This is a genomic window from Aureisphaera sp. (assembly GCF_059726885.1).
Genome location: NZ_AP041051.1, coordinates 402,289 through 429,120, shown reverse-complemented (window position 1 = coordinate 429,120; position 26,832 = coordinate 402,289). Strand labels below are relative to the sequence as shown.

The following is a 26,832-nucleotide window of genomic DNA, read 5'->3' as shown; positions in this document are numbered from 1 at the left end:
ATACGGCAATGGGCTTACAAAAACAAAAACTCAGTAACCTGAACCTTCAGTCTACCAAAATTTTTGGATCAAGGAATTATCGTTTAACAACTATTTTCTGTGTTCCTTTTTTGTTGTTCTCCAAGGTTATCATCAAGAAATAGATGCCTTCTGTTAGGGCAGAAGCATTCCAGACTAAAGTGTCCGAAACGGGAATGTCAGCAACTCTCTTACCATCCATGGAAATTACTTCCAATTTCTTTACGGGAACATTATTCATTCTTATTTCGAATTCGTTTCCCATGGTGGGAGCGACTTTTACTTTTTCGAACTCAACATCTTCCACTCCTGCAATTACATCTTCCCTAATAATTACGGCATTGGGTTGCATAAGACCTCCAGAACCGGAAGGGACGATATTTTCGATAAAATTTCCGTCACTATCGTATTTTTTTACCGACCCGTCACCGCCATTTCCAACAAGTAAATCGCCATTGGCATCTTGTGCAATTCCCTCCGGTTGGGACAGTCCGCTAATGAACTCACCGATATAATCACCTTGTGGATCGTACAATTCGGCATTTCCGCCACTCCAGTCAAGTACCACCCAATTAAAATTGTCCAATTGATGTATGTTCGTAGGTCCCTGCAATTCGACGGTATCTATGAACTCACCGGCATCAGTTCCCGATGGATTGAACTTACGAACGGTTCCTCCACCATAAGAGGAAACAAAAAGGCCTCCGCCCATATCCCAATCTATGCCAATACTCTGTTGCACCCCGATTTCAGTAAATTCATCCACAAAAGTGCCATCTTGTTCATACCGAAGTACTTTGTTGGTAGTGTTGCTCCATTGCAATACATAAATATAACCATCGGTAGGATGGATTTTCATTCGAGTTGGACCTCCAGCAATGGCTGCGAAATCTTCGATATACTCTCCTGTATTGGCGTCGTGTTTTGTAATTCTATTACCGACCAAACATGAAATGAGTACCACTCCTTGGTCCTCTAGGAAAAGAATGTCCTGTGGCCACCCCACGTTATTATCTACAAAAAAGTCATTGTCAATAAATACGAGCGGATTGCTGCCATCGGCATCATAGCGCATAATTTGCCAAGGTTGTCCATTAAAATTACCAGCATCACTTACGTAGATGAAGTCTTGCTGTGCATGAAGGAAACTTACGCTGCATAGCAGTGTTAGTAGTAAAAAAAGTTTTAGATTTTTCATAGGAATTGGATTTTAACGTTATCTGATACGAAGAACCAAATTCCTATATAATAACCCGTTCAATTTTATAATTGTAAACTCTTTATTTAAGTTTTAAGACCTTCTGCCCGGGCATTTCTGTATTGCGTTGGGGTACAATTGAATTTCTTCTTAAAGGCATTGTAGAAAGTAGCCTTGTTGTTGAAACCAACTTCAAAGTAGATGCTTTTAATACTGGATTCATCGCCTTCACTTAAAAGCTGCTGAGCCTCAAGCAAGCGATATTCATTCACAAATTGATTGAAATTTTTCCCCGCTTTTTTATTAATGACTTTAGAAAGTAAATGAGTGGAAAAACCTAGTTGATCTGCTAAATGAACCAATCGAAGTTCATTATCTATAAAAGGTTTCTCCTGCTCCATGTGTTGGGTTAATCTTTCGAAAAGCTCACTCATTAAGGAGGATTCCAGTGACTCATTCTTGTTCTTAATAGGCAGGAATAATTGTGAATATAGCTCACCATTAAAAACCTGGGGTTGCATAAAAATAAAGTACCCAATAGTGTAGATGCCTAGGCTCATCATGATAGAAATCATATAATCCCATTGATCGTTGAAAAAGGAAAAATTCACGAGGACATAATAGGAAATATAGGCCAGCACGAATAGGAAATATAGACTAGCGAGTACGCGGGCCCAGCGATTTCTTACAGTTGAAAATTCGGAGATGTTGTCTTTGTCCGCATTTTTATATACCAGCCGAAAGAATAGAAACGTGTACACTAACATATGGGCTGCAATAAACCAATGCTGTTGTGCTAATTTGAGGAATACTATCCGGCTTTCGGTGAGGCCTAAGTATTTCATCCAAAGAACAACATTGGGAATAAGCATAATGGCAGCTGGCAGAAAATGCAATCCGTAATTGAATGAAATATCTTTTTTGTAAAGCCGTAAGAGGTATAAGTAGAGTAGGGGTCCAGTAAGGTAATAACAAAAAGGAGGCAATAATACAAGATAGGGAAATGTCTCCTCGTACCGTGTCCAATACAATACATACTGAAATAGAATAACAGAGAATGCCAAAATTAGGAATGCAATGGGAAGATTCTTTTTGTTTTGACTGCTAATCAGTAAGATGAACAAAAATAAACCTAGGGCCACAGCTAGCAAAAACCCTGATGTCCAGGTGTCTAAAGAAGGTATAGTCTGCATCTATCCAATTTTAATTTCAAGATACAACATTTACGTCCTAAGGGGTAAAAATTTATAAGATTAGACCTTTTAGGCTGTTAATTGCTTGAGTCCAGCTACTGTTTTTATGGGATCATCAGATTTAAACACATAACTTCCAGCTACCAACACATCGGCTCCAGCCTCTTTTAGTTGAAGTGCATTCTTATTGGTAACACCACCATCGATCTCAATTTTGGTTTTGGCACCCTTATCATCTATAAGTTTACGCAAGGCGCGCACTTTATGATAGGTGTTTTCAATAAAACTCTGACCTCCAAACCCTGGGTTCACACTCATAAGGCATACCAAGTCTATATCCTGAATGGTATCCTCTAACAGGCTAATATTTGTGTGCGGATTTAATGCGACTCCTGCTTGCATCCCTTCAGCCTTTATGGCTTGCAATGTTCTGTGCAAATGCGTGCAGGCTTCATAATGGACGGTAAGCACATTAGCACCTAATTGAGCAAACGTCTTTATATACCGATCTGGTTCTACGATCATAAGGTGCACGTCGATTGTCTTTTTCGCATGTTTCACAATGTCCCTAAGCACGGGCATACCGAAAGAAATATTGGGAACAAAAACACCGTCCATGATGTCAATGTGAAACCAATCTGCTTCACTATCGTTTATCATTTCAACATCTCGTTGAAGGTTGGCAAAATCGGCTGCTAATACGGAAGGTGCAATGAGTGTATTGCTCATGAGTTTTCAGGTTTGCACAAAAGTACGGATTATGGGAATACCAAACTAGGCCCCTTTTTAGATGAGTGCCAAAAATTTTTGGGTTAGGTAAGCGACTTCAGAATATCCTTCTGGATTGTATTCCTTTTCCTGTTTCAGATAATTGTATACTCCCTTAATTTCGGATGGATTCAATAATACTTTAAAAGAGGAACGGTACGTTTCGAATAAGCGTGATCTATTGTGGCGTTCAATTATTTTAATAACATTGTAATGCCTGGGATCATTCTTGATTTTTTCGAATAGAGACACCAAGTTTTCCTTTTCGGCTATAGGGCATTCCAAAATCTGAAAGAAATTACCGTCTTTAAAAACTAAAATACCACTAATGTTCCTGGCATTATTAGAGGTTTCCGTATGTTCCAAGAGTTGTTGGATATCGGTCTCTTCCATATAGGGCTGAGCGGTGCTATAGTAAATAATAGAATACAGAACAGTGGTTTTATATATCTAAAGTGAAAAAACCGAAAATAACTTTGTTTAACCTTTTAGGCGATGAAGTAATTGAGCTTTTCGGCGACTTCTTTGTGCTCTTTTTTGTCGAGCGCTTGTTGTATTAATAATTTGAGATTCGTGATATCATCCTTTTCGGTAATGATGCTAAATCCCGTTTTGTACTTTTCAAAAATCCTGTTCCCTTTTTCCGTATCCACCAATTTTACTAAGTGTTCGTGGCGAGGGTCTTCTGCGATCGTCTCGTAAAGACTACTAATGATAGGGTATTCGCCTTCTAAAACCTGAAGAAAGGTCTGCTCGCTGTATAAAAGGATACCGGTGATTTCGAGATCACTATTGTTGAGCTCGGTACTTTTGAATAAGGTTTGTAAGTCATTTTCTGAAATGGTTGATACGGCTCGACTTACGTACACAATGGTACCAATTCCTTCTTGTAGCATTGACACAGGGGTTTATGAATTAGTCTAAAAAATTTTGAGTTGAAAAGTTAAACAAAAATCTTAGAATATACCCATTATGCCATAAAAAAACCTCCGGGAATCACTCCGGAGGCCATTCATCAATCAAAAAACGAACAGTTATGTTTTGTAACTGTTGTTGCTTTCTTTGGGGTTAACCCAAATATGTCTTTAAGATCTTACTTCTTGAAGTATGCTTTAATCTACGGATTGCTTTTTCCTTGATTTGACGTACTCGCTCCCTAGTAAGGTCGAAAGTTTCACCAATTTCTTCAAGTGTCATTGGGTGTTGATTCCCCAATCCAAAGTACAAGCGAATTACATCGGCTTCACGTGGTGTAAGCGTTTCCAAAGCGCGCTCAATTTCGGTACGCAAAGATTCATGCAATAAGGTACGGTCCGGATTTGGAGACTCTCCACTACGCAATACATCGTATAGATTAGAGTCTTCCCCTTCTACTAATGGAGCATCCATGGAAACGTGACGTCCAGAGTTTTTCATAGACTCTTTAACATCGTTGATCGTCATATCCAATTCCTTTGCAATTTCTTCTGCAGAAGGTGGACGTTCATGGGCTTGCTCTAAAAAGGCAAAGGTTTTATTGATCTTGTTAATACTACCAATTTTGTTCAGTGGTAAACGAACAATACGCGATTGCTCTGCCAATGCTTGTAGGATAGACTGTCGAATCCACCATACGGCATAGGAAATGAATTTAAATCCACGGGTTTCGTCAAAACGTTGTGCAGCTTTTATAAGCCCTAGGTTCCCTTCATTGATAAGATCTGGAAGGGTTAATCCCTGATTTTGATACTGTTTTGCTACCGAAACTACAAAACGAAGATTTGCCTTAGTTAATTTCTCCAACGCACGCTGGTCACCCGCTTTTATGCGCTGTGCCAATTCTACTTCTTCGTCTGCGGTGATTAAGTCAACTTTTCCAATTTCTTGAAGGTACTTGTCCAAAGATGCAGTTTCCCTATTGGTAACCTGCTTTGTTATTTTAAGTTGTCTCATGTAAGGTAATGTCGCTTTAAGTTATTTTCCTTTCGTACTGAGTTATACGTAAAAGATTACCAAAAAGTTACATTATTGTAAATGTTTTTCGGTTTAATTACAAAAATTATCGATAAATGACTAGCTTTGAGCTACTTGAAATCCCTTCGAAATTTTCAGTTTCAAAGGGATATTTTAATTTTTATTGGACTATTCCTTTTTTGGACTGCCTGAAATTGGATCGCAGGGAATGGCTTCAACCTCGAATTGCTCGATTTCGAGTAGTTCTTCATCCTCCAGTGTTTCTATTCTGAAGTAAATGGTTTGTGGATTGGAAATCGTGCTATACTCAATAGGGTCAATTTCGTTTACATCATCTATGGCATCCTGTTCCGTTTCAAAATAGGTAAGTAAAAGAGAACTAGAACGATCATGGCCCGATGGGATTTCTGCACACAGACTATAATCTTGAAGATCTAGGATAGCTGAACCAGGGTTGTCTTCCTCCTCACATACCTGATACACCTGTGTGCTGCATATCCATTCACAATTTTGTACGATGCGAATGCGTTGAGCGCCTTTTTGTATTTCTATGAGGTTTGAGGATAAGGTAATGACTTCCCAATCGAAGTTCCAGTATTGCCCTGTTTCATTTTCTTCCTCAGTAATAAAACTGATGTTCATGTGGAGTTCATCCCCAATATGGAAAGTAACCCAAGAGCCAAAGTAAATTTCCTGACCAGAATGCAATTGCAAAATATCATTATCATTTACGGCAATATAGTCCCCTTCGAAATCATTAGGAAATCCATCCCATTCCTGAATTTCCCAATAGCAGGTTCTAAATGTGCCATTACAATTTCTAATTTCTTCATCCTTTTCACAGGCTTCTAAGGCCGCTTTCAATTCTTCATTATTGGTTATTTCCAATAGCTCTCCGTTAGATTGGGTTCCTTTTATAGGGTAACTGATACTTATGGAATAATTATCTGGCATGGCTTCCAATAGTCCAACAAACTGCTCGTTGTCGCCTATGGAAACGGGTTCTATATATTCTAGGGATTCATTGAAGATGAAGATGACAAAGGAATAATTGAATTCAATGCATTCTAAAGGGTTTTCCGCTTCATCACCAGGGGTGCGCTCTAAAAGGGAATAGAGTTCAGATGTGGCTTCAATAGTGTCATAATTAATGGTAGCCTCTCCTACGGGTTCGCTTTCACAACTTATTAAAATAAGGCTTAGTAATCCTATGAATGTTAATTTTTTCATGCGAGGTTTTTTTATTTGTTAAATCTAATATTTGCTTGTCTAGGCTAAAAGAAAAGGCAGTCGTAATACATGAAGCATGGCAAGCTTCTAGCTACGGTACTACTGAGGTGCGTCTTTTGAATCTTGCCTTTTTCTATTGTTAAACACATAACGAAGTCCAAAATTTATACCGAGTGAATAGCTTGTACTCCCCAAGGATTGAATGTTCTGGGTATTGAAATGGTACTTGTACATGGGCCGAATCTCGGCATAGAGATTACGGGTAAGGGCACCATAGAATCCAAGTCCTACATTAAAACTGAAATTTGTTTTGGAGAGGTTTTCTGCCATACCCAATAAGATAGAATCGCCGCTTTCATTTTCGATGAAGACTTCATTATTGGTTAAAAAATAGGTGCTGAATCCCCCCAAAATGTTCAGGCCTATCTTTTCCTTCCCTAGAATGGTGTAATCCAGTGTAATGGGAACTTCTATGTATTCTATTTGCTGTTTTAGTTTTACCGCTGTCGAATCACGAAAGAAAATGGTGTCGCTCGTAACAGGATTGTTAACTTTCAGGCCTTGGAGCGAGAATAGCCCAAATACTTCTCCAGCGGTAGAAGTCGGTATATTATCGATTTCATAGGATAACTTTGTCTGCATTACACCTGCACTCAAAGACATTCTTTCATTTAATTTCCGGTTTAGCTCAACCCCATAGTTAAAATTAAATTCCCCATTTTTCTTTCTGTTTTCTAAACCAGTCCCGATAATGGATTTGTTTCGGGGTATATTATAATAGGTAGGTCCACCAAGCACCCGAACCCCCCAAGGTGATCTTTCGTCATTTTGGTTTTGTAAGCCCAGGGAATCCTGGATTTCCTCCTTTATGGCGGTTTTAAAACCTCCCTTCTTAAGATGGGTTTGTACCGAATCATTTTTGCTTGTTCCGTCTACCTGTTCTTCCAAGTATGAAGGGGAATCTGAATTCTGCAATGCTTTATTGGAAGTCCTTGAATGTTTGTTGAGCTCATTTCCTTCCATACCTGGAGATTCTCCGTCAGCATTCATATCTTTTTCAAAATTTGTCTTAGAGCTTTCAAGAATGCTGTCTATCACCTTCTTGTTTTCAGTTTTAATTTCGATGTTTTGGGAACTGTTGTAGTAATAATAGGCCGTTTTGGTGGTGGCGAATGAGTCCAATTTTTCTTCTTTTTCAGTCTGTTGAGCGTCTTTCTTCTGTTTTGTGTTTTCTCTAGTTACGTTGAGACCCATCTTATCTTTTGATGGATTTTTTACTGAACCTTTAACCTTGCCAATAGGCGCAGCGTCTGTAGGATCGATAAAACCCTTTATTGAATCCTTTATATAATCTGGATTTCGTTGGGTATTCTCCTTACTGAGCTGTGGCACCTCCGAAAGTTTGCCCTGGTGCGATATTGAAAGTGTTGATCCTTCTTGAGGTTGTCGATGGTTAGTGTAAGCAGGAACTTTGCCCAAAGTATCTTGTTTCTCATTTTGTCCCAATGTATCTTCATTATAGGTGTCCGTTATAAGTAAGGACTTGTCTTCATTGAGGGGAGTGGTATTTTTTTTATCCACTACAACGGTGCTTTTTTCTTTATCTGAAGTATTCGTTGGATTTTTCTTGAAGGGACCATTTACAACCAAGATGGACACGAGTAGTACCGCTAGGCCGCCAAAAAGTGAAAACAAAAGGAATTTGCGTCTTCTCTGTTTTCCATCTAAAGTGGTTTCAATTTTATTCCAAAGATCTTCGCTTGGTTCAATTTTAGAACCTTCGAATTTATCTTTTATTAGATTTCCTATGTCGTGCTTTTGCTCGCTCATTTATTTTTCTTTAACTGGCTTATTTTGTCACGCAAAATTATCTTAGCTCGATGCAAGTTAGATTTAGAGGTTCCCTCGGAAATGGATAGTTTCTTCGAGATTTCCTTGTGAGAAAAATTGTCTAATTGGTAAAGGTTGAAAACCATTCTATACTGATCTGGTAGCTCTTGAATGGCTTTTAGAATAGCTCCTAAGGGAACATTCAGGTCTTCTTTCGCAATTTCGGCAGTGTGTTCATAGTGCTCTTGATCTGGGGTGTTAATCAGTTGTTTTTTCGATTTAAACTTTGTGATTGCTTGGTTAATCGCAATTCGTTGCATCCATCCTTCGAAGGAGCCATTTCCCTTAAAGGTTTTAATTTTTCTGAAAATCGTAACAAAAGTGTCATGAAGGTTGTCCTCTGCTTCAACTTCGTTTCTGCAGTATTTTAAGGAAGTGACAAATAAAGTATCCTTAAATCGCATAAACAGTTCCTTCTGTGCAACTCTATCGTTTTTCTTGCATTGTTCAATAAGTTCTTTTATCTCCAATTCGACGGATTCACAAATTTTTTAGCTAGCATTAATTTATGACTTTTTCAGTCTATTCAATTATAATGTATGCGATATGCAAAAAGGTTGCGTGTATAATTTAAAGAAATGCGAATTTTTCTGGGTCATTATATTGCGCCAAGCCAAGGAAGTCCTACCGCTATGGGATAAAAAAAGCCTTCCGAACTGGAAGGCTTTTTTTTATTAGACAAAGAAGGGATTATTCACTCTTCTTGTGGTCCCTGTTTCTGTTGTCCCTATTTCGGTTATCCCGACCTCGGTTTCCTCCACTTCGATTTCCATCGCGTTTAGGACGGTCCTGATATCCCTCAGGTTTAGGTAAAATGGCTTTCCTAGACACTTTTTCTTTTCTTGTTCTAGAATCCACACCAAAATATTTCACGTCGAAAACATCTCCCATGTTTACCACATCGGTTACATTTTCTGTGCGTTCCCATGCCAATTCGGACACGTGTAACAAAATTTCATTACCCGGTGCTTCTGTATACTCTACTACTGCACCGAAATCTAGAATCTTAATTACTTTGACTTCATATACACTTCCAACTTCTGGTTTGAAAGTAATGGACTCGATCTTTGCCAATACAGCATCGATACCTGCTTGGTCTGTTCCAAGAATCTCCACAATTCCTTCTTCAGTCACTGGATCTTCATTGATTACAATCGTGGTTTTGGTCTCCTTCTGAAGTTCCTGGATTACTTTTCCTCCAGGTCCAATAAGTGCACCAATGTATTCATTTGGAATAACAGTAGTGACCATTTTTGGAGCATGAGGCTTCACATCGGCATTTGGAGTGGAAATCGTATCGGTTAGTTTCTCCAATATATGAAGACGTCCAGCACGCGCCTGTTGCAATGCCTTGATCAAAATCTCATAGCTTAAGCCTTTGATTTTGATATCCATTTGACAAGCGGTAATACCATCGGCTGTTCCTGTAACCTTAAAGTCCATATCCCCAAGATGATCTTCATCACCTAAGATATCACTAAGTACTGCGTACTTTCCAGTTTCACCATCACTGATTAATCCCATGGCTATTCCCGAAACGGCTTTTTTCATTTGAACCCCAGCATCCATAAGCGCCATTGTTCCACTACATACGGTAGCCATAGAAGATGAACCATTAGATTCTAATACTTCACTTACCACACGAACGGTATAAGGACAATCGTCAGGAATCATTCCTTTTAATGCACGTTGTGCCAAGTTACCATGTCCTACCTCACGACGTGATGTACCACGAATTGGACGGGCCTCACCAGTCGAGAAAGGAGGGAAGTTATAGTGTAGATAGAATGTTTCTTCACCTTCAAAAGAAGGCATGTCAATTACATTAGCTTCCCTAGAAGTTCCAAGGGTTACTGTAGCCAAGGCTTGAGTTTCCCCACGTGTAAAGATTGAAGATCCATGGGTAGAGGGTAGGTAGTCTACCTCGCACCAGATAGGACGAATCTCATCTGTTTTTCTACCATCCAAACGCAAACCTTCATTTAAGGTAAGGTCTCGTACTGCAGCTTTTTCTGCCTTGTTGAAATATTTGGAAACCAAGCCTCCAATGTCTTCCAGTTCTTCTTCGGTAAACGTAGCAAGGATTTCTTCTTTTATTTCAGAGAAAGCCAATCCTCGTTCTTTCTTTGAGGATCCTTGCTTTGCCACAGCATATACTTTGTCATATGCCATGTCATGTACTTTTTTCTGAAGGTCTTCATCTTCTCTTTCACCCTCGTACTCACGTACTTCTTTCTTTCCAAATGCCTCAGCCAAGCGTACTTGTGCTGCACACTGAACCTTAATGGCTTCATGGGCAAATTTAATGGCTTCGGTCATTTCTTCTTCGGAAATCTCATCCATTTCACCTTCAACCATCATAACGCTGTCGGCAGAAGCACCAATTACCATATCGAGATCGCTCTCTTCCAATTGTGCTCTGGAAGGGTTAATGATGAACTCACCATTAACTCGTCCTACCCTAACTTCGGAGATAGCACATTCGAATGGGAAATCCGAAAGCTGGATAGCAGCAGATGCTGCCAATCCTGCCATGGCATCTGGCATTACATCTTCATCATGAGACATTAATTGGATCATTACCTGGGTCTCACTGTGATAATCCTTTGGAAATAAAGGACGCAATACACGGTCTACCAAACGCATGGTTAAAACCTCACCATCACTGGGTCGCGCTTCCCTTTTGAAGAACCCGCCTGGGTAACGCCCAGAAGCGGCAAACTTTTCACGGTAATCTACAGTAAGTGGCAAGAAATCCACATCACTTTGCCTGTAGTTAGAAACTACAGTACATAGCATCATACATTTTCCCGATTGAACCACTACGGATCCATGGGCTTGTTTTGCTAATTTTCCGGTTTCGAGCGATATTTCACGTCCGTCACCAAGGTCTATGACCTCTCTAAATACTTTAGGTATCATTTGTTTTTCATTATCCCCAATGGAATGGGGTATTTACTAATGGTCAACGATCGTTTTTCGATCGTGAGTTGTGTTGTTGTGGTTTGACCAATGAAAAACTAAGGGTAGCTTTTTATGTATGCTAGGGCACTGCCCTAGGTATTAAAAAAAGAGGGGACAAACTGTCCCCTCAATATTCTTATTTACGTAGTCCTAATTCTTTAACAATCGCACGGTATCTCAAGATGTCTTTCTTCATAAGATAGTTCAATAACGAACGACGTTTACCTACTAGTTTTACCAAAGAACGCTCTGTGTTGTAGTCCTTGTGGTTTTTCTTTAGGTGTTGGGTTAGGTGCTCAATTCTGTGTGTGAATAAAGCGATTTGTCCTTCAGCAGAACCGGTGTCGGTTTTTCCTTTCCCGTGTTTTGCGAAAAGCTCTTCTTTCTTTTCTGGTGTTAAATACATGCCAATATTATTTAAATGATTTTTATGTATATGATTACGATTTTCATAATCAAGGTGCAAAGATACCATTTTTGACTGTATTGCAAAGAGTTATAAAAAAATAATTATTCTATTAAACCTTTTTCATTTTGTTGGGTCATAAGGGCATAAAACTCTTAAATACAAACACGATGAAAACAAACGTATTAAACAAGGGAATGTTACTCCTTATGAGTGCCGGCTTACTTTTCACTTCTTGTAGCCAAGATGATAATGATTCAAGCGAAGAAAGTGTAAGTGCTGATATTACTGCGGAGAATACCCAAAATGCTACGCAAGCAGAGATTGCGGCCGATGAGCTTTTTAATGTTATGGATATTGCCTATTCCGAACAGGAAGAGGAAGCTGGAAGGAACGCAAGTTTCTTTCCAACCTGTGCTACCATAACCATAAGCATGCAAAACGGGATAAAGTTCGTCACCCTGGATTTTGGACAGGGCTGTCAGCTTCAAAATGGTGCCGTAGTATCCGGAATCATTTACTTAACTTATAATCCTTCCCAAGCAGGTACAGTGACCATTGACTATGACCTCGAAAACTTTGCCCACAATAATAAGTTTATTGAAGGAGGGGGATCGTTATTCCGGGAACGGAACAATGCCAATGGCAACCCCCAGCATACAGTAAACCATGAATTGGAAGTTACCTTTCCCAATGGTCTGGTAGTGGATGTCGATGGTACACGAGTTGCAGAATGGATCGAAGGATTTGGCAGTGGAACATGGGAGGACAATGCATTTTCAGTTACAGGAAACCGTGACATCCAATTCAGTAATGGGTTTTCACACTATGCTATTGTAATAGACCCTTTGCGTAGGGAAGCAACCTGCCAGCATTTTGTGAGTGGGACGGTAGAGATTACTCGAAACAACGGAACCGGGACTTTAGACTTTGGAGACGGTACCTGCGACAATATTGCCACTCTTACGGTGAATGGCGAAACATACACTATTATTCTCAATTAATAATAGTTAAGTTGGTGGTTTTTGTAAATGGAATCGGCTCCTCTCGGAGCCGATTTTTTGTTTTATGCGTTGGTAGCAATTTCTCGCAACGGTTGATTTTGAATAAGATCAAGATACAAGTTGATCTTTCGTTTTAAATCTTTTCTATGACTTATAAAATCCAAGAACCCATGTTCCTGAACAAACTCGGCAGTTTGGAATCCTTCAGGGAGTTCCTTTCCAGTTGTGTCACGCACAACACGCGGACCTGCAAAACCAATTAAAGCTCCAGGCTCACTTATATTAATGTCGCCTAACATAGCGAAAGAAGCTGTGGTCCCTCCTGTGGTTGGATCGGTACAAAGTGAGATGTAGGGCAGTTTTGCTTCGGCCAATTGAGCCAATTTAGCACTGGTTTTAGCAAGTTGCATTAAAGAAAGGGCAGCTTCCATCATTCTTGCTCCACCACTTTTGGAAATCATTAAAAAAGGTAACTTTTTCTTTAAAGCATAATCAGCAGCACGGGCAATCTTTTCACCTACCACACTTCCCATGGATCCTCCAATAAAACTGAAATCCATGCAGGCAACCACCAAATCTTTACCCATTGATTTTCCTACGGCAGTTCGCACTGCATCATTGAGCCCGGTTTTTTCCTGAGCACTTTTTAAGCGATCCGTGTATTTCTTGGAGTCCTCAAATTTGAGTGGGTCTTTTGAAGTAAGGTTACTGTCTAATTCCTTGAATTTATTATCGTCGAAAAGGATCTCAAAATATTCCTTACTTCCAATTCGCACATGATAGCCGTCTTCAGGGCTTACATAGAAGTTTTTCTCGAGTTCTTCGGCATCCACAATTTTCCCAGTAGGGGATTTGTACCAAAGCCCCTTAGGAACATCTTTCTTCTCTTCGGTGGGAGTCTGTATTCCTTTTTTTGTTCTTTTAAACCAAGCCATAATTGAGGAGTAGTTAGTTTTCTGTTAGGAAAGTGTGTTCACATTATTTAGATCTTCGAAAGCCTGAATTAGACGCTTCTTAAAAGTAAGCTCTCCTTCCCTAAGCCATTTTCTTGGATCGTAATATTTTTTGTTGGGAATATCACCACCATCAGGATTCCCTATTTGGGTCCTAAGATAATCAATATTATTGTTCATATAATCCCGGATGCCCTCGTTAAAGGCAAATTGAAGGTCGGTATCGATATTCATCTTTACAACACCATAACCTATGGCTTCACGAATCTCTTCCAAGGTAGAACCGCTTCCTCCGTGAAAAACAAAGTCGATAGGGTTGTGCCCCGTTCCATACTTTTCCTGAATGTATTCTTGGGAATTCTTCAAGATTTTAGGGGTCAATTTTACATTTCCTGGTTTGTAAACACCGTGAACGTTACCAAAGGCTGCTGCCACTGTAAATCGATCGCTAACCTTTTTCAATTCTTCATAGGCATAGGCGACTTCTTCTGGTTGCGTATATAATTTAGAACTGTCAACATCGGTATTATCCACTCCGTCTTCTTCACCTCCGGTAATTCCCAATTCTATTTCTAATGTCATATCCATTTTGGACATGCGCTCCAGGTATGTTTTGCAGATTTCAATATTCTCTTCAATAGGTTCCTCGGAAAGATCGATCATATGCGAACTATATAACGATGCCCCTGTTTTTTGGAAATGCGCTTCACCAGCATCTAAAAGTCCGTCTATCCAGGGTAATAATTTTTTTGCACAATGATCTGTATGAAGTATTACAGTGGCACCATAGGCCTTAGCCATTTCGTGCACATGAAATGCACCTGCTATGCCACCTGCAATTGCAGATTTTTGTCCTTCATTCGATAGGCCTTTACCGGCATTGAATTGCGCCCCACCATTCGAAAATTGAATAATCACAGGAGAGTTTAGCTCTTTTGCAGTTTCAAGAACGGTATTAATACTGTTCGACCCCACAACGTTTACGGCGGGCATGGCGAATCCTTTTTCCTTAGCAAGTTGATGTATTTTTTGAACATCCTTTCCAGTGGCCACACCGGGTTTTATGTCGTAGCTCATGAGTTGTATTATTTAGGCGGTAAAAATAAAAAAAAATGATGGTTTAGAAGGGATAGTTGATACCAATGTTCAAGACAGAATTTTTGAAGTTGTAATCCTTAAACCATCTTTGACCTTCTAACCTAGCTGGGTCGTAGGTTTTAAAGCCTACATCGAAACGCAATACAAAGAATCCGAAGTCATATCGAATACCCATTCCTGATGCAACTGCCAGTTCTGAGAGATCTTGAAGGCCATCGAATCGAAACGCAGGAATTTCCACATTGTCTTCTACATTCCAAATGTTACCTGCATCAATGAAAAAAGCTCCCTTGAAACTTCCCAAGATGGTATACCGGTATTCTGCATTAAAGGCAAGCTTAAAGTTCGCTTCATTAAAATCTAAAAGGCCACCACTACTTCCAGGCCCCAGATCATAGGCCCTCCATCCTCGGTTGTCATTGGCACCACCGGCAAAATAACTTCGGGTAAAAGGAATACTGTTACTATTGCCATAGGGCAGGGCAACGCCCCCAAAGGCTCTAATGGCAAATATTGAATTATTAGGTAGTTCCCAGTGTTTAATGTAGTCTGCTTCCAGCTTCACATATTGCGAAAAGGCGACTCCGAAAGTTTCGAAGTTTCCATTTTCATTTTTTTCAAGACCAATAGAAGAGGCGATGGTAGAGAGCAAGTTACCTGCGGCTTCCACTTTCCATCTAAAAATGGAAAAACTATTGTCGTATATTCCTTCCCGGGTATCCCTGGACCAATTATAGATAGACGCGAAAATTAAGTTGTTCTCGGTCAGTCTTACTTTTCGCTGCGCAATACCAATGACTTCTTCCCTAATTTCAGTAGATACGTCTAAACCACTGTTCTCTGTAAATACAAGTTCGATGAATTGATCTGCTTCTTCGGGAATTCCTAGCATGCTGCTCTCTTGGTTCTCAAACTGATATCCTGTTTCTACGGCTATTTCATTCAATCGGTCATAAGAAGTTCGGTACACATTAAAATAGTTATCCGTATTCAAATTTCGAACATACTGCACATTTATGAGGTCAAACTGATTGGTCCGAATGGTTTGGGGTTTCCATCGATAGCTAAAAATCCCATTGAAATTCTGTCGGTCCAAACCAATATTATTTTGGGCATTTAGTCCCAAACTCATACTAGTGAAAGGCGACATGTATTTTGGGATGATCTTGTTGGTATTGGCCGGAAACAGAATAGAAGGTACCGTTAGTTTTACGTCGCCACCCACATCGGATGTATTAAAAAAACTACTGTCGCTATCTGCATTGTCTTTTGAAGAACCCACACTACCCGAAGCTGATATTTCTAGGTTTTCAGCACCACGAAATACATTTCGGATCAAGAAACTACTACTGAACCCAATCCCAAACTGTTGAATGGTCGAGGTATACGCATCGAAATCCACACTGGCGGTATACTTCTTTTTCGGGGTTAAAAGAACCGTTGCGATAAGACCGGTACCCGTTGAATCCCTCGGGTCTTCCGTGTAACTAATATTGGGATAGCGGAAATTACGTAATTCCCTAAGTTGGTTATAAGTTAAGGTTCGATCTATATCCCTGAAAATTTCACCAGGGACAATGGAAATCGCATTGGTAATGGCCTTGGGACGATATTTTAATTTGTCATACCCAAATAACTTATATCCTGCATATGTAGCGGAGTCGGTTATAGTGCTATCCCTATTCGTATAGGAGTAGTCTGTAACGATACGCACTTCATTTATTTTGTGAATTTGAAACGGAACCGTTCGGGTTGAGTCCCCTTGGGTTATTCTTCGGTTGGGGATGATATAATCAATATGTACCTTATGTCCTGTATTGTTGGTGTCTGCATCGAAACCTATGTACTCCTGATCGAAATAATACAAACCCGAATTACGAAACTGAATAGTAAGTCGGTCCCTTTCATTCTCAAAATCGTAGGCGTTGTATTGTTTTTCCGGAATAATGAACGTATTGCCCTTAGTAAGCTGAAACAAGGAGTCAACTATTGGGGAGCTTATTTTTTCTGAAATGGAGTCGATTACATAAGGTTTATGTTTTTTGATGGAGTACGTAATACTTCCCCTTTTGTCTAATGTAGAGTCCTTTTCAACTTTATAGCTGCCTTCCACATTAAACCATCCTTGGGTAAAATAATACCGTTTCAATTCCCTCAAAGATTTACGGCTTTTACTTTCATTGATGGTTACCGGGGCGCTCCCGGTACGTTTAATCCATTCATGTATCCCAATTTTGGTCTTTCCAATTCCCTCCACCTGCTTACGCGAAATGAGTCGGCTCCATCGTTCTAATCTTTTGGGTTTCCTGTGCAGCCAGTCTTGGAAAGTGGAATCTGGCTTTTCCTCCGCCATATTGTAAAAATGAAGACCAAAGGGAACACCCAGCAAAGGAACCTTGGGGTTTGGCTTCTGGTTAATTAAGCTATTTAGCTCACTATCGTTAACTTCTTCACCATCAACAACGACAGTGTTTTTTGTTAGTAGGAGTTCGTTTTCCTTAACGTGCTTGACGGTATTGCACGAGACAAGAAGCGTTACAGTTCCTAAAATTAATGATATTTTTGTGAGGATTTGAGCCAAAGAGTTCGAGTTTCTCAACTTCAAAAATACTATATTTTGATTAGCAAAAATCAAATTAAACTTATAACGGGACTTCATCAAAAAAAGTACCGCAATAAACATGGCTTATTTATTGCCGAAGGACCCAAGATTATTAAAGATCTCTTACAGGCAGGAATGGACTTGCATTCTGTCTATACCACCGAAAATACCTCAGAGGTCACTGCAAATTTTGAAATCATCTCTGCTGCCGAGATGCAGAAAATAACGGCATTAACAAACGCCAATACTATTTTGGCTATTTTTCATATTCCCGATTCCCAAGAACTAACTTCCCATGGATTGACGGTAGTATTGGATTCCGTAAGGGATCCTGGTAACCTTGGAACCATTATTCGTCTGTGCGATTGGTTTGGGGTAACACAAATAGTATGTTCCAAGGACACTGTAGATTGTTTTAACCCTAAAGTGGTGCAAGCCACAATGGGCTCGATAGCAAGGGTTGCGGTTCATTATCTGGAATTGGATTCCTTTCTTGAACGTTCGAACCTTCCTAAATATGGTGCTGTCATGAATGGAAACGAAGTATATAAAGAGCGCTTAGATCAGGACGCTTTGTTAATCTTGGGAAATGAAGCCAATGGAATATCTTCGGAAATTCAAGCTATGGTTACACATCGTATCACAATTCCTTATTTCGGTAATCCAGAAACTGCCGAAAGCCTTAATGTAGCATCGGCTACTGGAATTCTTCTGAATGAATTTAGAAGAACTATTGAAAAGTAAAATTGATGAATACTCCCCGTGTCGCTAAATTGGAAATATTTGATGTCCAAGGACTATCGGGGTCATCATCGGGAACCAATTCGTTGCTCATCGCAAAAACACCCCGTATAGATGGCGTGAACTTGAAATAATAGAGATAAAAGTCGATTCCAAACCCCAATTCAAAATAATTGGTACCCCGCGTCATTCTAAATTGCCCTACATTGTTGTCTTCAGGGTTCTTCTCATTACTACTTAAATTAATGGACCTAGAAACACCGCCTACAATAAAAGGCCTGAAGTTATTTAATCTCTTGGTAGAAAATTTCACCAAAAGAGGCACATGGATATAGGTGGACTTCACTTCACGCAAAGCATCATTTTCTTCTACAAAATTTGGAAATCGCAAATTTCGTTGCGTAAAATACAATCCAGGCTCTAAACGAAGGTTAATGTATGGGCTAATACGCATATCACCAATAAGTCCCACATTGAACCCAGCTTGGGTTTCCACGGAAATATCGGTTAAGTCATCATTAATTTGATTGTTGTACTCAATTTTAAAATCGTAGCTATTAAAACCCAAAAAGTAACCCCATGACAGGAATCGTTTGTCAAAGTTTTCAATATTGGTAAGGCGCTCCTTGCTGAAAAGCTGTGCATTCGCACTTTGCCCCAACAAAAGAAAACCAATAAATAAAATAATATGTCTCATCATTTCGTAGCTAAATAAATAGTGGCTACACCCAGCGTTTGCGGTTTATTTTCAACCTCTATAAACCCAATTTTCCTTAAAATATTGTTGAGTTTTTCACCAAATGGGAAAACGGATGCACTTTCACACAAATACTTGTATGCAACTTTGTCTTTGGAAAACAATTTACCAATAACAGGTAAAACACCTTTTGTGTAAATGTAGTAGCCTTGCTTCCAGGGAAATCGCGTTGGAACACTCGTTTCCAAGATCACAAATAGACCGCCTGGACTAAGAACCCTCAGAATTTCGGACAATCCTTTTTCAAGATTTTCAAAATTCCTAATGCCGAATGAAACCGTAATGGCATCGAAGGAGTTGTCCTCAAATGGAAGTGCTTCACTATCTCCTTTTACAAAAGTTACGTCAGTTGCACTATTGGTTGCTTTTTTACGAGCTACTGAGAGCATTCCTTCACTTAGGTCTAGGCCAACTACCTTGGCATCTGGAATGTTTTTTGAAAATTGAAGTGCTAAATCCCCAGTACCTGTTGCAATGTCCAGAACGGCTTTCGGATTGTGAGCTGCTATCATTTGTACAACTTTCTTCCGCCACTTCACATCCGATCCAAGGGATATTACCCTATTAAGCCCATCGTAATTCCCAGAAATAGTGTCGAACATCTCTTCAACTTGCTGTTTCTTGGTATTTTCAGAGTCTTTGTATGGAGTGATTTTTTTGCTCATAATCTAAAACGGATGCAAAGCTACGGACTTTTTGAATACTTTTTCACGAATGGATTTACTTTCCTCTTGGAAGGGGAATTCATGAGATGTTACGCATTAGTATTTTACTAACGTAATGAGTGTAGGTAAATTTGTACCTTTGCCGCACTTATCGTTTACGGTTATTTATGAAAATTATTATTGCCGGTGCCGGTGAAGTAGGATTTCATTTAGCAAAACTCCTTTCTTTCGAGTCCCAGGATATTACACTTATCGATACCAATCGAGAGTCTTTGGCGTATGCAGATACCCATTTAGACATCCGCGTAATTCGCGGGGATGCTACTTCTATTTCCGTCCTAAAAGAGTCTAGGGTAGATGGTACCGATTTGGTCATTGCCGTTACCTCTTCGGAGACCACCAATATTACTGTTTGTGTATTGGCCAAGCAATTGGGTGCCAAACGGACCATAGCGCGTATTTCGAATACCGAATTCCTTGAGAACAAGGAAGAAGTGCAGTTCACCAAATTTGGTATCGATGAATTAATTTCGCCCGAGTCATTAGCATCATCGGAGATTGAATTACTGCTTAACCAAAGTGGGTTCAATGATACCTATGAGTTCGAAGATGGAGCACTTACCATGATTGGATTGCAATTGCCTAGGACTTCGGCTTTTGTGGGCAAAACGGTAAAGGAAGTAGGTCAGCAGTATCCAGAATTGAATTATGTACCCATCGCTATACAGCGAGAAGGTACCCAATATACACTCATCCCTAGGGGAGACACTATGTTTAAGGAAGGGGATCAGGTATATTTTACTACAACCCAAGAAGGGGTAGATCATATCTTTCAGCTTTCTGGAAAGGTGAAGGAGCCTATTAAAAATGTAATGATTCTTGGTGGAAGCAAGATTGGGTATAAAACGGCAAATGATTTATGCAAGAGTAAGTTCAATGTTAAATTAATTGAGAATAGTAAGGAAAAGGCATTTGAGATTGCCGATGACATTCCCAGTTGTTTAGTGATTCATGGAGATGGACGAAATGTTGAGCTTCTGGACGAGGAATCCATTCAGGATATGGACGCCTTCATTGCGGTTACAGGAAATAGCGAAACCAATATCATGTCTTGCCTAATGGCGAAGTCTAAAGGTGTTAAGAAGACCATTGCCTTGGTAGAGAACATGGATTACTTCCAATTGTCCCAGTCTATCGGGATTAATACCCTTATCAATAAAAAACTGTTAGCTGCGAATAATATTTTTAGGCATGTTCGCAAAGGAGAGGTGGTCGCAATGACCATGCTCAATAATATGAATGCCGAATTATTGGAGTTCATTGTATCCCCGTCTTCGCAAGTATGCGATAAAGTTGTGCGAGAAATTGATTTTCCTCGATCGGCAATTATTGGAGGAGTAGTTAGAAACGGAATTGGGATGATTGCCCTGGGTGATTTTGTGATCGAAAGTGGTGACCGTATCGTAGTCTGTTCCTTGCCACAATCCATAAACAAGGTCGAAAAACTGTTCGTGTAATGCATTCGGTCTCAAAGCTCAATTACAAGATTATTTTTCATCTTTTAGGGATCCTCTGGTTGTTTAATGGAGGTTTCATGCTAATAGCTTCTATATTCAGTTTTATTTACAAAGATGGAGTAGGGGTGCAAATGGTGTTGGCAGGATTCCTTACCCTTCTTATGGGTGGAGGACTCATGCTGTCCACTAAAGGACATCGAAAGGAAATTAGCAAAAGGGACGGTTATGTAATTGTGACTTTTGGTTGGATTTCCATGTCGCTAGTTGGAACTTTGCCGTATATCCTTACGGGAGCCATACCGAGTTTTACCAATGCCTTTTTTGAAACCATGAGTGGTTTTACCACTACGGGAGCCTCTATTTTAAATGATATTGAAAGCTTACCGGAAAGTGTATTGTTTTGGAGGAGCATTACACATTGGATTGGTGGAATGGGAATCATTGTATTGGCGATTGCCATACTTCCGTTACTAGGGATTGGAGGGATGCAGTTGTTTGCAGCCGAAGCTCCAGGGCCAGGAGGAGATAAATTACACCCTAGGATCACCGATACTGCCAAGCGATTGTGGTTAATTTATGTGGGTTATACAATTGCCGAAACCATTTTACTGAAAATTGCGGGAATGAGTTTCTTCGATGCAATCAATCATTCATTAAGTACCTTAAGTACAGGAGGATTCTCTACGAAAAATGCGAGTGTTGCCCATTGGAATGATCAGCCGCTCATCCAATATATAATCATGATTTTCATGTTTTTGGCAGGTACTAATTTTGTGTTGAGCTATTTTGCTTTCAAGACTAAATTCAGTAAAATATTTAGGGATGAAGAATTTAAAGCGTACGTATTTTTTATCGTTGGGTTAACGATTACCGCTGCTTTGTTTATCTATTATAAGGCTGATGTTTCCACAACGACAGTCGATCATCCGATGGTCTTGGGTGAATTTGAAAGTGCCGTTCGTCATGGATTATTTCAGGTATTGGCGGTGGTTACTACCACAGGGTTCGTAACGGCCGATTTTACTGCTTGGACTCCTTTTCTTACCATCTTTTTCTTCGGATTGATGTTCTTGGGAGGTTCGGCGGGCTCTACTGCTGGAGGAATAAAAATTGTGCGCCACCTGATCATGATTAAGAACGGACTTTTAGAGTTTAAGCGAACGTTGCACCCCAATGCTATTCTTCCGGTGCGCTACAATACTAGGGGAGTACAACAACCTATTGTATTTAATATCTTAGCATTTTTCATCCTATATATGCTTTCCTTTATAGTAGGAGTACTTGTTTTTTCCATGTTAGGACTGGATTTTGAAACAGCTCTGGGTGGTGCTGCTTCCAGTTTGGGAAATGTAGGGCCTGCCTTGGGTGATTTAGGGCCTGTCGAGAACTATGCTGCACTATCTGGCCCAGCCAAATGGTGGTCATCGTTTTTAATGTTAATAGGGAGACTTGAGCTATTTACAGTATTAATTCTCATCACTCCGTTCTTCTGGCGGAATCGATAATTTTCTGTAATCTTCTCGTACGGGATTGAAGACATCAAAAATTTTGCAAGCTGTGATGGCACGACCCGAATGTGGCACGTGAGATTTAATAAGAGCTACATCCCCAACATTACATGTACGTGTTTTACCATCAACGGTCAATTCAAAAGTACCTTCAAGTACTTTAGAGAACTGCTCGTGTACATGAGAATGTTCTGGTAAAATAGCACCTGCTTCTATTTCAACCAATGAAAAAGTTTGTGTGTCCGTATGGATGAATCGAGCGGTAAATCCTGGCAACAAATCTACCGGAGGACTGTTTTCGAATGATGTGAACATAGATTGGGTCTTGTGTTAATCTACAGATGTAATTTCTATTTCAACGCGCCTATCAAACTCATCCCCTTTACCAGTAGGCTGCATAAATGCCATACCCAAATAGCGCATACGCCGCTTATCTATGCCTTTTTTGGCCAAATAATTATGCAAAGCTTGCGCCCTGGCTTCCGAAAGGTTACTTTTTCCCGTGCGTACATTTTTCACATCCTTGTAAGGTTTCATAGGGTCCCCACAGCAGATGTGACCTATGAGTTTAAATTTAACATTGGGATTGGTCTTTAAAAAAGCCACTAGATCATCCAATGCCTCACGGCTTTCATCCATAATTACATCCCGGTCCGCATAGAACCTAATACCTTTCAATATAAGCTTGTCCCCTTTTTTGGGATTGGACAATGCTATAATGGTGGGCTCAACTTCAATAATGGGCTCCTCCACTATTTCCCCTACCTCTGGAATATGATCTTTTTTAAAATGTACCAGAATATCTACCCTGCGATTGTCCGAAGCGGCACTTCCCAATTCACCATAGCCCTGAGAGGATATAATGGTAAAAGCACGTAATTCGTTCTTTACGTTTTCGGCGCGCTTTCGAGAAAGTTCTAGATTGTAGTCTTCGCCGCCAATGCTATTGGTATATCCTTTAATGTGCACATCTAGGGAGTCTTTATTAGGGAGTTTTTTCAAACTGTCCAATAAGGCTTGGTGCTTCGAAGTAAGCTCATACTGGTCGTTGGCATAGTACAATGAAAATCTTTTCTCTGTTTCCTGTGCAGTAAGAAAAGAGCAAGTGAGCAGTGCGAAAAGGACTGTTATTCTCAAAGGTTAGGTTTCAATACCTTAAAAATAAGGCGTTTTGTGTTTCCGAAGTATTATTTTATTGAAAAAATAAAAAATCGTTGAACCCAATTAGAGAAACTGCAAATTTAAGCGAGTGCCTTCTGCATTCTTGAAACCGCTTCTTTTATGTCACTTTCTGAAGCCGCATAGGAAATACGAATACAGTTGGGATCTCCAAAAGCCTGTCCGGTTACGGTAGCCACATTGGCTTCTTCTAACAAATACAGGGCAAAGTCACTTGCATTTTCAATGGTTTTGCCACGTAGCGTCTTTCCAAAGTAATAGGAGATATCAGGAAATACATAAAAAGCACCTTCTGGTTCATTGGTTTTAAACCCAGGGATTTCCTTCAACAAGCCCAAAATTAGTTTTCTTCTTTCCTTGAAAGCATCGATCATATACTGAATGGCACTGGGCGATGCTTCCAATGCAGCAATGGTTGCACGCTGTGCGATACAATTAGCACCACTGGTAACCTGTCCTTGCATTTTATTACAAGCTCTTGCAATATACTCTGGGGCACCAATGTACCCAATTCTCCAGCCGGTCATGGAGAATGCCTTAGAAACACCGTTTACTGTAACGGTACGGTCGTACATATCATCAAACCCAGCCATAGAAACATGGGGTCCTGTAAAATTGATATGCTCATAAATCTCATCACTTACTACAATAATATCTGGGTGTTTAACCAAAACATCGGCCAGCGCCCTTAGTTCTTCCTTAGAGTATACCGAACCGCTTGGGTTACAGGGAGAACTGTAAACAATCATCTTGCTTTTAGGAGTAATGGCGGCTTCAAGCGCTTCTGGGGTAACTTTAAAATCGCTTTCTATAGAAGTGGGAATTTCTACTGGGATTCCCCCTGCAACCTTGCTTATATCACTATAGCTAACCCAAAACGGTGCAGGTAGTAGCACTTCGTCTCCAGGATTCAGGATCACCTGTGCCAAATTTGCCAACGATTGCTTCGCACCCGTAGATACCACAATCTGCGATGGATTATAGGTTAACCCATTGTCCCTTTTAAATTTTTTGATGATGGCTTGTTTAAGATCACCATACCCATCAACCGGCGTATACGAATGGTAGTCATCTTTTACTGCCTGTACAGCAGCATCTTTAACAAAATCTGGAACCGTAAAATCAGGTTCTCCTAAACTTAAGCCAATAATGTCTTTTCCTTGTTCCCTTAGTTCGCGTGCCTTGGCTGCCATGGCAAGTGTGGCCGAGGTGGCCATCTCGTTGACGCGGTCGGATAATTTTGGATTCATAATGAGGTTAGGTAGTTAGGGCAGCAGGTTTCATGCCCATTTGTTTCAAATATCTAAAGTGTGCAATAATTGCTTTACGTGTGGTTTTATATTCGTTGTAAGGCAAATTGAATTCCCTTGCCGTGTTTTTTACAATTTCCGATATCTTGGTATAGTGCACATGGCTAATATTAGGAAAAATATGGTGCTCTACTTGATGATTCAACCCACCGGTAAACCAATTTACAATTCGATTTTTGGTAGAAAAGTTAACCGTTGTAAACAACTGGTGTATGGCCCAGGTATTTTTCATGTTTCCTGTAGCATCCGGCAACGGCATTTCGGTATCCTCAACCACATGGGCTAGTTGGAACACGACACTTAAAATAACCCCAGCCACATAGTGCATAATAAAAAATCCAATTAATACTTGCCACCAAGCTATTGGGAAAAAAATAATAGGTAAAACAATCCAAACAACAGCGTACAATGCTTTGGTACTTATCAAAATACTCCATTGTGCCGCTGGTTTAGGTAATTTACCGTAGGATAGCTTTCTGGCCAAATAGCGTTTGGTTTGCTGGAAATCTGCCGTCAGCACCCAATTTATGGTCAGTAAGCCATATAAGAAAATACTGTAAATATGCTGAAACTTGTGAAAACGATTCCATTTGGAATGTTTGGTAAAACGCATGATACGACCCGCTTCCAAATCTTCATCATGCCCATGTATGTTGGTATATGTATGGTGCAGTACATTATGCTGTACCTGCCAATTGTACACGTTACCGGCAAGGATGTACATGCTACTTCCCATCAATTTATTTACCCATTTCTTTGATGAATAGGAACCGTGGTTAGCATCGTGCATCACGTTCATCCCTACACCAGCCATTCCAACACCCATAACGATACTTGCCAACAAAAGTAGATACCATGGCATATCCAATGTGAGAATTAAGAAATATGGCCCAAGGTAAAGGGCGAACATAACTATGGTTTTTATGTGCAGCTTCCAATTCCCTGTTCGGGAGATATTATTTTCCTTAAAGTAACTGTTGACACGTTTGTTGAGAGTTCTGAAAAACTTTGCCGAATCAACCCTGGAAAATTTTATTTGCTTCTCATTCACAATAAGTAGTATTTGGTTTTGGGGGGTCCCAAAAATTAAGCCACTAAAATACGCATCTTAAACCAGATAGAATGTAGCGAAATCTTAAAATTTATTAAGGAAGTGCTACTTTTGCGGTTCATAACTCATTATGGAATTACTTGAGACATATTTCGGTCAATTATCCGAAAACCAAATTTCCCAGTTTAGGGCCCTTGAAGATCTTTACAAAGATTGGAACCTTAAAATCAATGTGGTTTCCCGGAAAGATATAGACGAGCTCTACTTGAGACATGTATTGCACTCCTTAGGTATTGCTAAGGTACAGGCATTCTTACCTGGGTCAAAAATACTGGATGTAGGTACGGGTGGAGGCTTTCCAGGAATACCTTTGGCCATACTTTTTCCAGAAAGTCAATTCCATTTGGTAGACAGTATAGGCAAAAAAATAAAAGTAGTAGAAGAGGTGCGTGACGGATTGGGTCTTGAGAATGTTAAAGTGACCAATGCAAGGGTAGAAACGGTGACAGATCAATACGATTTTATAGTGAGCAGGGCTGTTGCTCAGATGGAAACGTTTGTTCGATGGGTAAAGGGAAAGGTGCTAAAAACCAGTCAGCACGAGCTCAAAAATGGAATTCTGTATTTAAAAGGAGGGGACCTGTCAGAAGAATTGGCCAATTACAAAACGGCTAAGGTCTATCCGCTTTCAGATTATTTTGAAGAAGATTTTTTCGATACCAAAAGTGTAGTGCATCTACCCATGAAATACAAAGGATAGGACATCTTAGATAAAAAATAAGCCCTTCAGAGTTAAATTCCGAAGGGCTTTTTTCTTTCTTTCAATT

Annotated in this window: 25 protein-coding genes; 5 read left to right on the top strand and 20 right to left on the bottom strand. The window is 39.9% G+C overall.

Annotated elements, in window-relative coordinates; genetic code table 11:
- Positions 1-76: 76 nt before the first annotated feature.
- From AC6JAD_RS02080 to rpsO, 11 genes are all read right to left on the bottom strand, one after another.
- Positions 77-1,216, bottom strand: a complete 1,140-nt coding sequence (locus AC6JAD_RS02080; protein WP_461302805.1) for a T9SS type A sorting domain-containing protein — start codon at positions 1,214-1,216, stop codon at positions 77-79.
- An 86-nt stretch (positions 1,217-1,302) separates the two neighbouring features.
- The gene (locus AC6JAD_RS02075; protein ID WP_461302806.1) at positions 1,303-2,409 is read right to left on the bottom strand and encodes a helix-turn-helix domain-containing protein; all 1,107 of its coding nucleotides are present in this window, start codon (positions 2,407-2,409) and stop codon (positions 1,303-1,305) included.
- 69 nt (positions 2,410-2,478) lie between these two features.
- The gene (gene rpe, locus AC6JAD_RS02070) at positions 2,479-3,138 is read right to left on the bottom strand and encodes a ribulose-phosphate 3-epimerase (RefSeq protein WP_461302807.1); all 660 of its coding nucleotides are present in this window, start codon (positions 3,136-3,138) and stop codon (positions 2,479-2,481) included.
- Positions 3,139-3,195: 57 nt separating this feature from the next.
- A complete protein-coding gene (locus AC6JAD_RS02065) occupies positions 3,196-3,597 on the bottom strand; it encodes a BLUF domain-containing protein (protein WP_497866284.1) in 402 nt (133 codons plus the stop codon).
- Positions 3,598-3,665: 68 nt separating this feature from the next.
- Positions 3,666-4,073: a BLUF domain-containing protein gene (locus AC6JAD_RS02060; RefSeq protein ID WP_461302808.1), complete on the bottom strand. Its 408-nt coding sequence runs from the start codon at positions 4,071-4,073 to the stop codon at positions 3,666-3,668.
- A 172-nt stretch (positions 4,074-4,245) separates the two neighbouring features.
- The gene (locus AC6JAD_RS02055; protein WP_461302809.1) at positions 4,246-5,109 is read right to left on the bottom strand and encodes a sigma-70 family RNA polymerase sigma factor; all 864 of its coding nucleotides are present in this window, start codon (positions 5,107-5,109) and stop codon (positions 4,246-4,248) included.
- Between the two features lie 189 nt (positions 5,110-5,298).
- The gene (locus AC6JAD_RS02050) at positions 5,299-6,360 is read right to left on the bottom strand and encodes an FIDD domain-containing protein (RefSeq protein WP_461302810.1); all 1,062 of its coding nucleotides are present in this window, start codon (positions 6,358-6,360) and stop codon (positions 5,299-5,301) included.
- A 99-nt stretch (positions 6,361-6,459) separates the two neighbouring features.
- Positions 6,460-8,190 carry an outer membrane beta-barrel protein gene (locus AC6JAD_RS02045; RefSeq protein ID WP_461302811.1) on the bottom strand — a complete coding sequence of 577 codons (1,731 nt, stop codon included), beginning with the start codon at positions 8,188-8,190 and terminating at the stop codon, positions 6,460-6,462.
- Positions 8,187-8,720, bottom strand: a complete 534-nt coding sequence (locus AC6JAD_RS02040) for an RNA polymerase sigma factor (protein WP_461302812.1) — start codon at positions 8,718-8,720, stop codon at positions 8,187-8,189. The genes AC6JAD_RS02045 and AC6JAD_RS02040 overlap by 4 nt, the downstream gene beginning before the upstream one ends.
- Positions 8,721-8,940: 220 nt before the next feature.
- Entirely contained in the window at positions 8,941-11,172 is a 2,232-nt protein-coding gene (locus tag AC6JAD_RS02035; RefSeq protein ID WP_461302813.1) for a polyribonucleotide nucleotidyltransferase, read from the bottom strand.
- Between the two features lie 178 nt (positions 11,173-11,350).
- Entirely contained in the window at positions 11,351-11,620 is a 270-nt protein-coding gene (gene rpsO / locus AC6JAD_RS02030) for a 30S ribosomal protein S15 (protein WP_461302814.1), read from the bottom strand.
- Between the two features lie 170 nt (positions 11,621-11,790).
- On the opposite strand from rpsO, the gene AC6JAD_RS02025 reads away from it, so the two are divergent.
- Positions 11,791-12,624 (top strand): hypothetical protein, encoded by an 834-nt coding sequence (locus tag AC6JAD_RS02025; RefSeq protein ID WP_461302815.1) that lies wholly within the window; start codon positions 11,791-11,793, stop codon positions 12,622-12,624.
- 62 nt (positions 12,625-12,686) lie between these two features.
- Here AC6JAD_RS02025 and accD read toward each other — a convergent pair whose 3' ends face one another.
- From accD to tamL, 3 genes are read right to left on the bottom strand one after another with little or no spacing between them, the layout of a single operon-like run.
- Complete coding sequence (accD, locus tag AC6JAD_RS02020; protein WP_461302816.1) at positions 12,687-13,559, bottom strand: acetyl-CoA carboxylase, carboxyltransferase subunit beta; 873 nt, start codon at positions 13,557-13,559, stop codon at positions 12,687-12,689.
- A 24-nt stretch (positions 13,560-13,583) separates the two neighbouring features.
- Complete coding sequence (fbaA, locus tag AC6JAD_RS02015) at positions 13,584-14,654, bottom strand: class II fructose-bisphosphate aldolase (RefSeq protein ID WP_461302817.1); 1,071 nt, start codon at positions 14,652-14,654, stop codon at positions 13,584-13,586.
- A 43-nt stretch (positions 14,655-14,697) separates the two neighbouring features.
- On the bottom strand, positions 14,698-17,256 hold the full coding sequence (gene tamL, locus AC6JAD_RS02010; protein ID WP_461302818.1) for a translocation and assembly module lipoprotein TamL: 2,559 nt from the start codon (positions 17,254-17,256) through the stop codon (positions 14,698-14,700).
- A 36-nt stretch (positions 17,257-17,292) separates the two neighbouring features.
- Between tamL and AC6JAD_RS02005 the strand changes: the two genes are divergently transcribed.
- Entirely contained in the window at positions 17,293-18,021 is a 729-nt protein-coding gene (locus tag AC6JAD_RS02005; protein ID WP_461302819.1) for a TrmH family RNA methyltransferase, read from the top strand.
- On the opposite strand, the gene porT is transcribed toward AC6JAD_RS02005, so the two are convergent.
- A complete protein-coding gene (gene porT / locus AC6JAD_RS02000; RefSeq protein WP_461302856.1) occupies positions 18,008-18,715 on the bottom strand; it encodes a type IX secretion/gliding motility protein PorT/SprT in 708 nt (235 codons plus the stop codon). The two genes, AC6JAD_RS02005 and porT, sit on opposite strands and share 14 nt — an antisense overlap.
- Positions 18,715-19,440 (bottom strand): bifunctional demethylmenaquinone methyltransferase/2-methoxy-6-polyprenyl-1,4-benzoquinol methylase UbiE, encoded by a 726-nt coding sequence (ubiE, locus tag AC6JAD_RS01995; protein ID WP_461302820.1) that lies wholly within the window; start codon positions 19,438-19,440, stop codon positions 18,715-18,717. The genes porT and ubiE overlap by 1 nt, the downstream gene beginning before the upstream one ends.
- A gap of 167 nt (positions 19,441-19,607) precedes the next feature.
- Here ubiE and trkA point away from each other — a divergent pair, with 167 nt between their 5' ends.
- Entirely contained in the window at positions 19,608-20,957 is a 1,350-nt protein-coding gene (trkA, locus tag AC6JAD_RS01990; protein WP_461302821.1) for a Trk system potassium transporter TrkA, read from the top strand.
- Complete coding sequence (locus AC6JAD_RS01985; protein WP_461302822.1) at positions 20,957-22,462, top strand: TrkH family potassium uptake protein; 1,506 nt, start codon at positions 20,957-20,959, stop codon at positions 22,460-22,462. Before trkA ends, AC6JAD_RS01985 begins: the two co-directional genes overlap by 1 nt.
- On the opposite strand, the gene AC6JAD_RS01980 is transcribed toward AC6JAD_RS01985, so the two are convergent.
- The 4 genes from AC6JAD_RS01980 to AC6JAD_RS01965 form a co-directional block, all read right to left on the bottom strand.
- On the bottom strand, positions 22,424-22,780 hold the full coding sequence (locus tag AC6JAD_RS01980) for a cupin domain-containing protein (RefSeq protein WP_461302823.1): 357 nt from the start codon (positions 22,778-22,780) through the stop codon (positions 22,424-22,426). The genes AC6JAD_RS01985 and AC6JAD_RS01980 overlap by 39 nt on opposite strands.
- Positions 22,781-22,795: 15 nt before the next feature.
- Positions 22,796-23,602, bottom strand: coding sequence for an OmpA family protein (locus tag AC6JAD_RS01975; RefSeq protein ID WP_461302824.1), 807 nt, complete (start codon positions 23,600-23,602; stop codon positions 22,796-22,798).
- A 104-nt stretch (positions 23,603-23,706) separates the two neighbouring features.
- The gene (locus AC6JAD_RS01970; RefSeq protein WP_461302825.1) at positions 23,707-24,894 is read right to left on the bottom strand and encodes a pyridoxal phosphate-dependent aminotransferase; all 1,188 of its coding nucleotides are present in this window, start codon (positions 24,892-24,894) and stop codon (positions 23,707-23,709) included.
- Between the two features lie 7 nt (positions 24,895-24,901).
- Positions 24,902-25,864 (bottom strand): fatty acid desaturase family protein, encoded by a 963-nt coding sequence (locus AC6JAD_RS01965; protein ID WP_461302826.1) that lies wholly within the window; start codon positions 25,862-25,864, stop codon positions 24,902-24,904.
- Positions 25,865-26,135: 271 nt separating this feature from the next.
- Here AC6JAD_RS01965 and rsmG point away from each other — a divergent pair, with 271 nt between their 5' ends.
- On the top strand, positions 26,136-26,765 hold the full coding sequence (gene rsmG, locus AC6JAD_RS01960) for a 16S rRNA (guanine(527)-N(7))-methyltransferase RsmG (protein ID WP_461302827.1): 630 nt from the start codon (positions 26,136-26,138) through the stop codon (positions 26,763-26,765).
- Positions 26,766-26,832 lie beyond the last annotated feature (67 nt).

What these genes read in the sequence shown, in the direction of transcription:
- AC6JAD_RS02035 (WP_461302813.1), bottom strand. Translation starts at nt 11,172, where the DNA reads ATGATACCTAAAGTATTTAGAGAGGTCATAGACCTTGGTGACGGACGT.
- fbaA (WP_461302817.1), bottom strand. Translation starts at nt 14,654, where the DNA reads ATGAGCTACGACATAAAACCCGGTGTGGCCACTGGAAAGGATGTTCAA.
- ubiE (WP_461302820.1), bottom strand. Translation starts at nt 19,440, where the DNA reads ATGAGCAAAAAAATCACTCCATACAAAGACTCTGAAAATACCAAGAAA.
- AC6JAD_RS01965 (WP_461302826.1), bottom strand. Translation starts at nt 25,864, where the DNA reads ATGTTCGCCCTTTACCTTGGGCCATATTTCTTAATTCTCACATTGGAT.
- rpe (WP_461302807.1), bottom strand. Translation starts at nt 3,138, where the DNA reads ATGAGCAATACACTCATTGCACCTTCCGTATTAGCAGCCGATTTTGCC.
- AC6JAD_RS02050 (WP_461302810.1), bottom strand. Translation starts at nt 6,360, where the DNA reads ATGAAAAAATTAACATTCATAGGATTACTAAGCCTTATTTTAATAAGT.
- AC6JAD_RS02045 (WP_461302811.1), bottom strand. Translation starts at nt 8,190, where the DNA reads ATGAGCGAGCAAAAGCACGACATAGGAAATCTAATAAAAGATAAATTC.
- trkA (WP_461302821.1), top strand. Translation starts at nt 19,608, where the DNA reads ATGAAAATTATTATTGCCGGTGCCGGTGAAGTAGGATTTCATTTAGCA.
- AC6JAD_RS01970 (WP_461302825.1), bottom strand. Translation starts at nt 24,894, where the DNA reads ATGAATCCAAAATTATCCGACCGCGTCAACGAGATGGCCACCTCGGCC.
- AC6JAD_RS01985 (WP_461302822.1), top strand. Translation starts at nt 20,957, where the DNA reads ATGCATTCGGTCTCAAAGCTCAATTACAAGATTATTTTTCATCTTTTA.
- AC6JAD_RS02055 (WP_461302809.1), bottom strand. Translation starts at nt 5,109, where the DNA reads ATGAGACAACTTAAAATAACAAAGCAGGTTACCAATAGGGAAACTGCA.
- rsmG (WP_461302827.1), top strand. Translation starts at nt 26,136, where the DNA reads ATGGAATTACTTGAGACATATTTCGGTCAATTATCCGAAAACCAAATT.
- AC6JAD_RS01980 (WP_461302823.1), bottom strand. Translation starts at nt 22,780, where the DNA reads ATGTTCACATCATTCGAAAACAGTCCTCCGGTAGATTTGTTGCCAGGA.
- accD (WP_461302816.1), bottom strand. Translation starts at nt 13,559, where the DNA reads ATGGCTTGGTTTAAAAGAACAAAAAAAGGAATACAGACTCCCACCGAA.
- AC6JAD_RS02060 (WP_461302808.1), bottom strand. Translation starts at nt 4,073, where the DNA reads ATGCTACAAGAAGGAATTGGTACCATTGTGTACGTAAGTCGAGCCGTA.
- AC6JAD_RS02080 (WP_461302805.1), bottom strand. Translation starts at nt 1,216, where the DNA reads ATGAAAAATCTAAAACTTTTTTTACTACTAACACTGCTATGCAGCGTA.
- AC6JAD_RS02075 (WP_461302806.1), bottom strand. Translation starts at nt 2,409, where the DNA reads ATGCAGACTATACCTTCTTTAGACACCTGGACATCAGGGTTTTTGCTA.
- rpsO (WP_461302814.1), bottom strand. Translation starts at nt 11,620, where the DNA reads ATGTATTTAACACCAGAAAAGAAAGAAGAGCTTTTCGCAAAACACGGG.
- porT (WP_461302856.1), bottom strand. Translation starts at nt 18,715, where the DNA reads ATGAGACATATTATTTTATTTATTGGTTTTCTTTTGTTGGGGCAAAGT.
- AC6JAD_RS02025 (WP_461302815.1), top strand. Translation starts at nt 11,791, where the DNA reads ATGAAAACAAACGTATTAAACAAGGGAATGTTACTCCTTATGAGTGCC.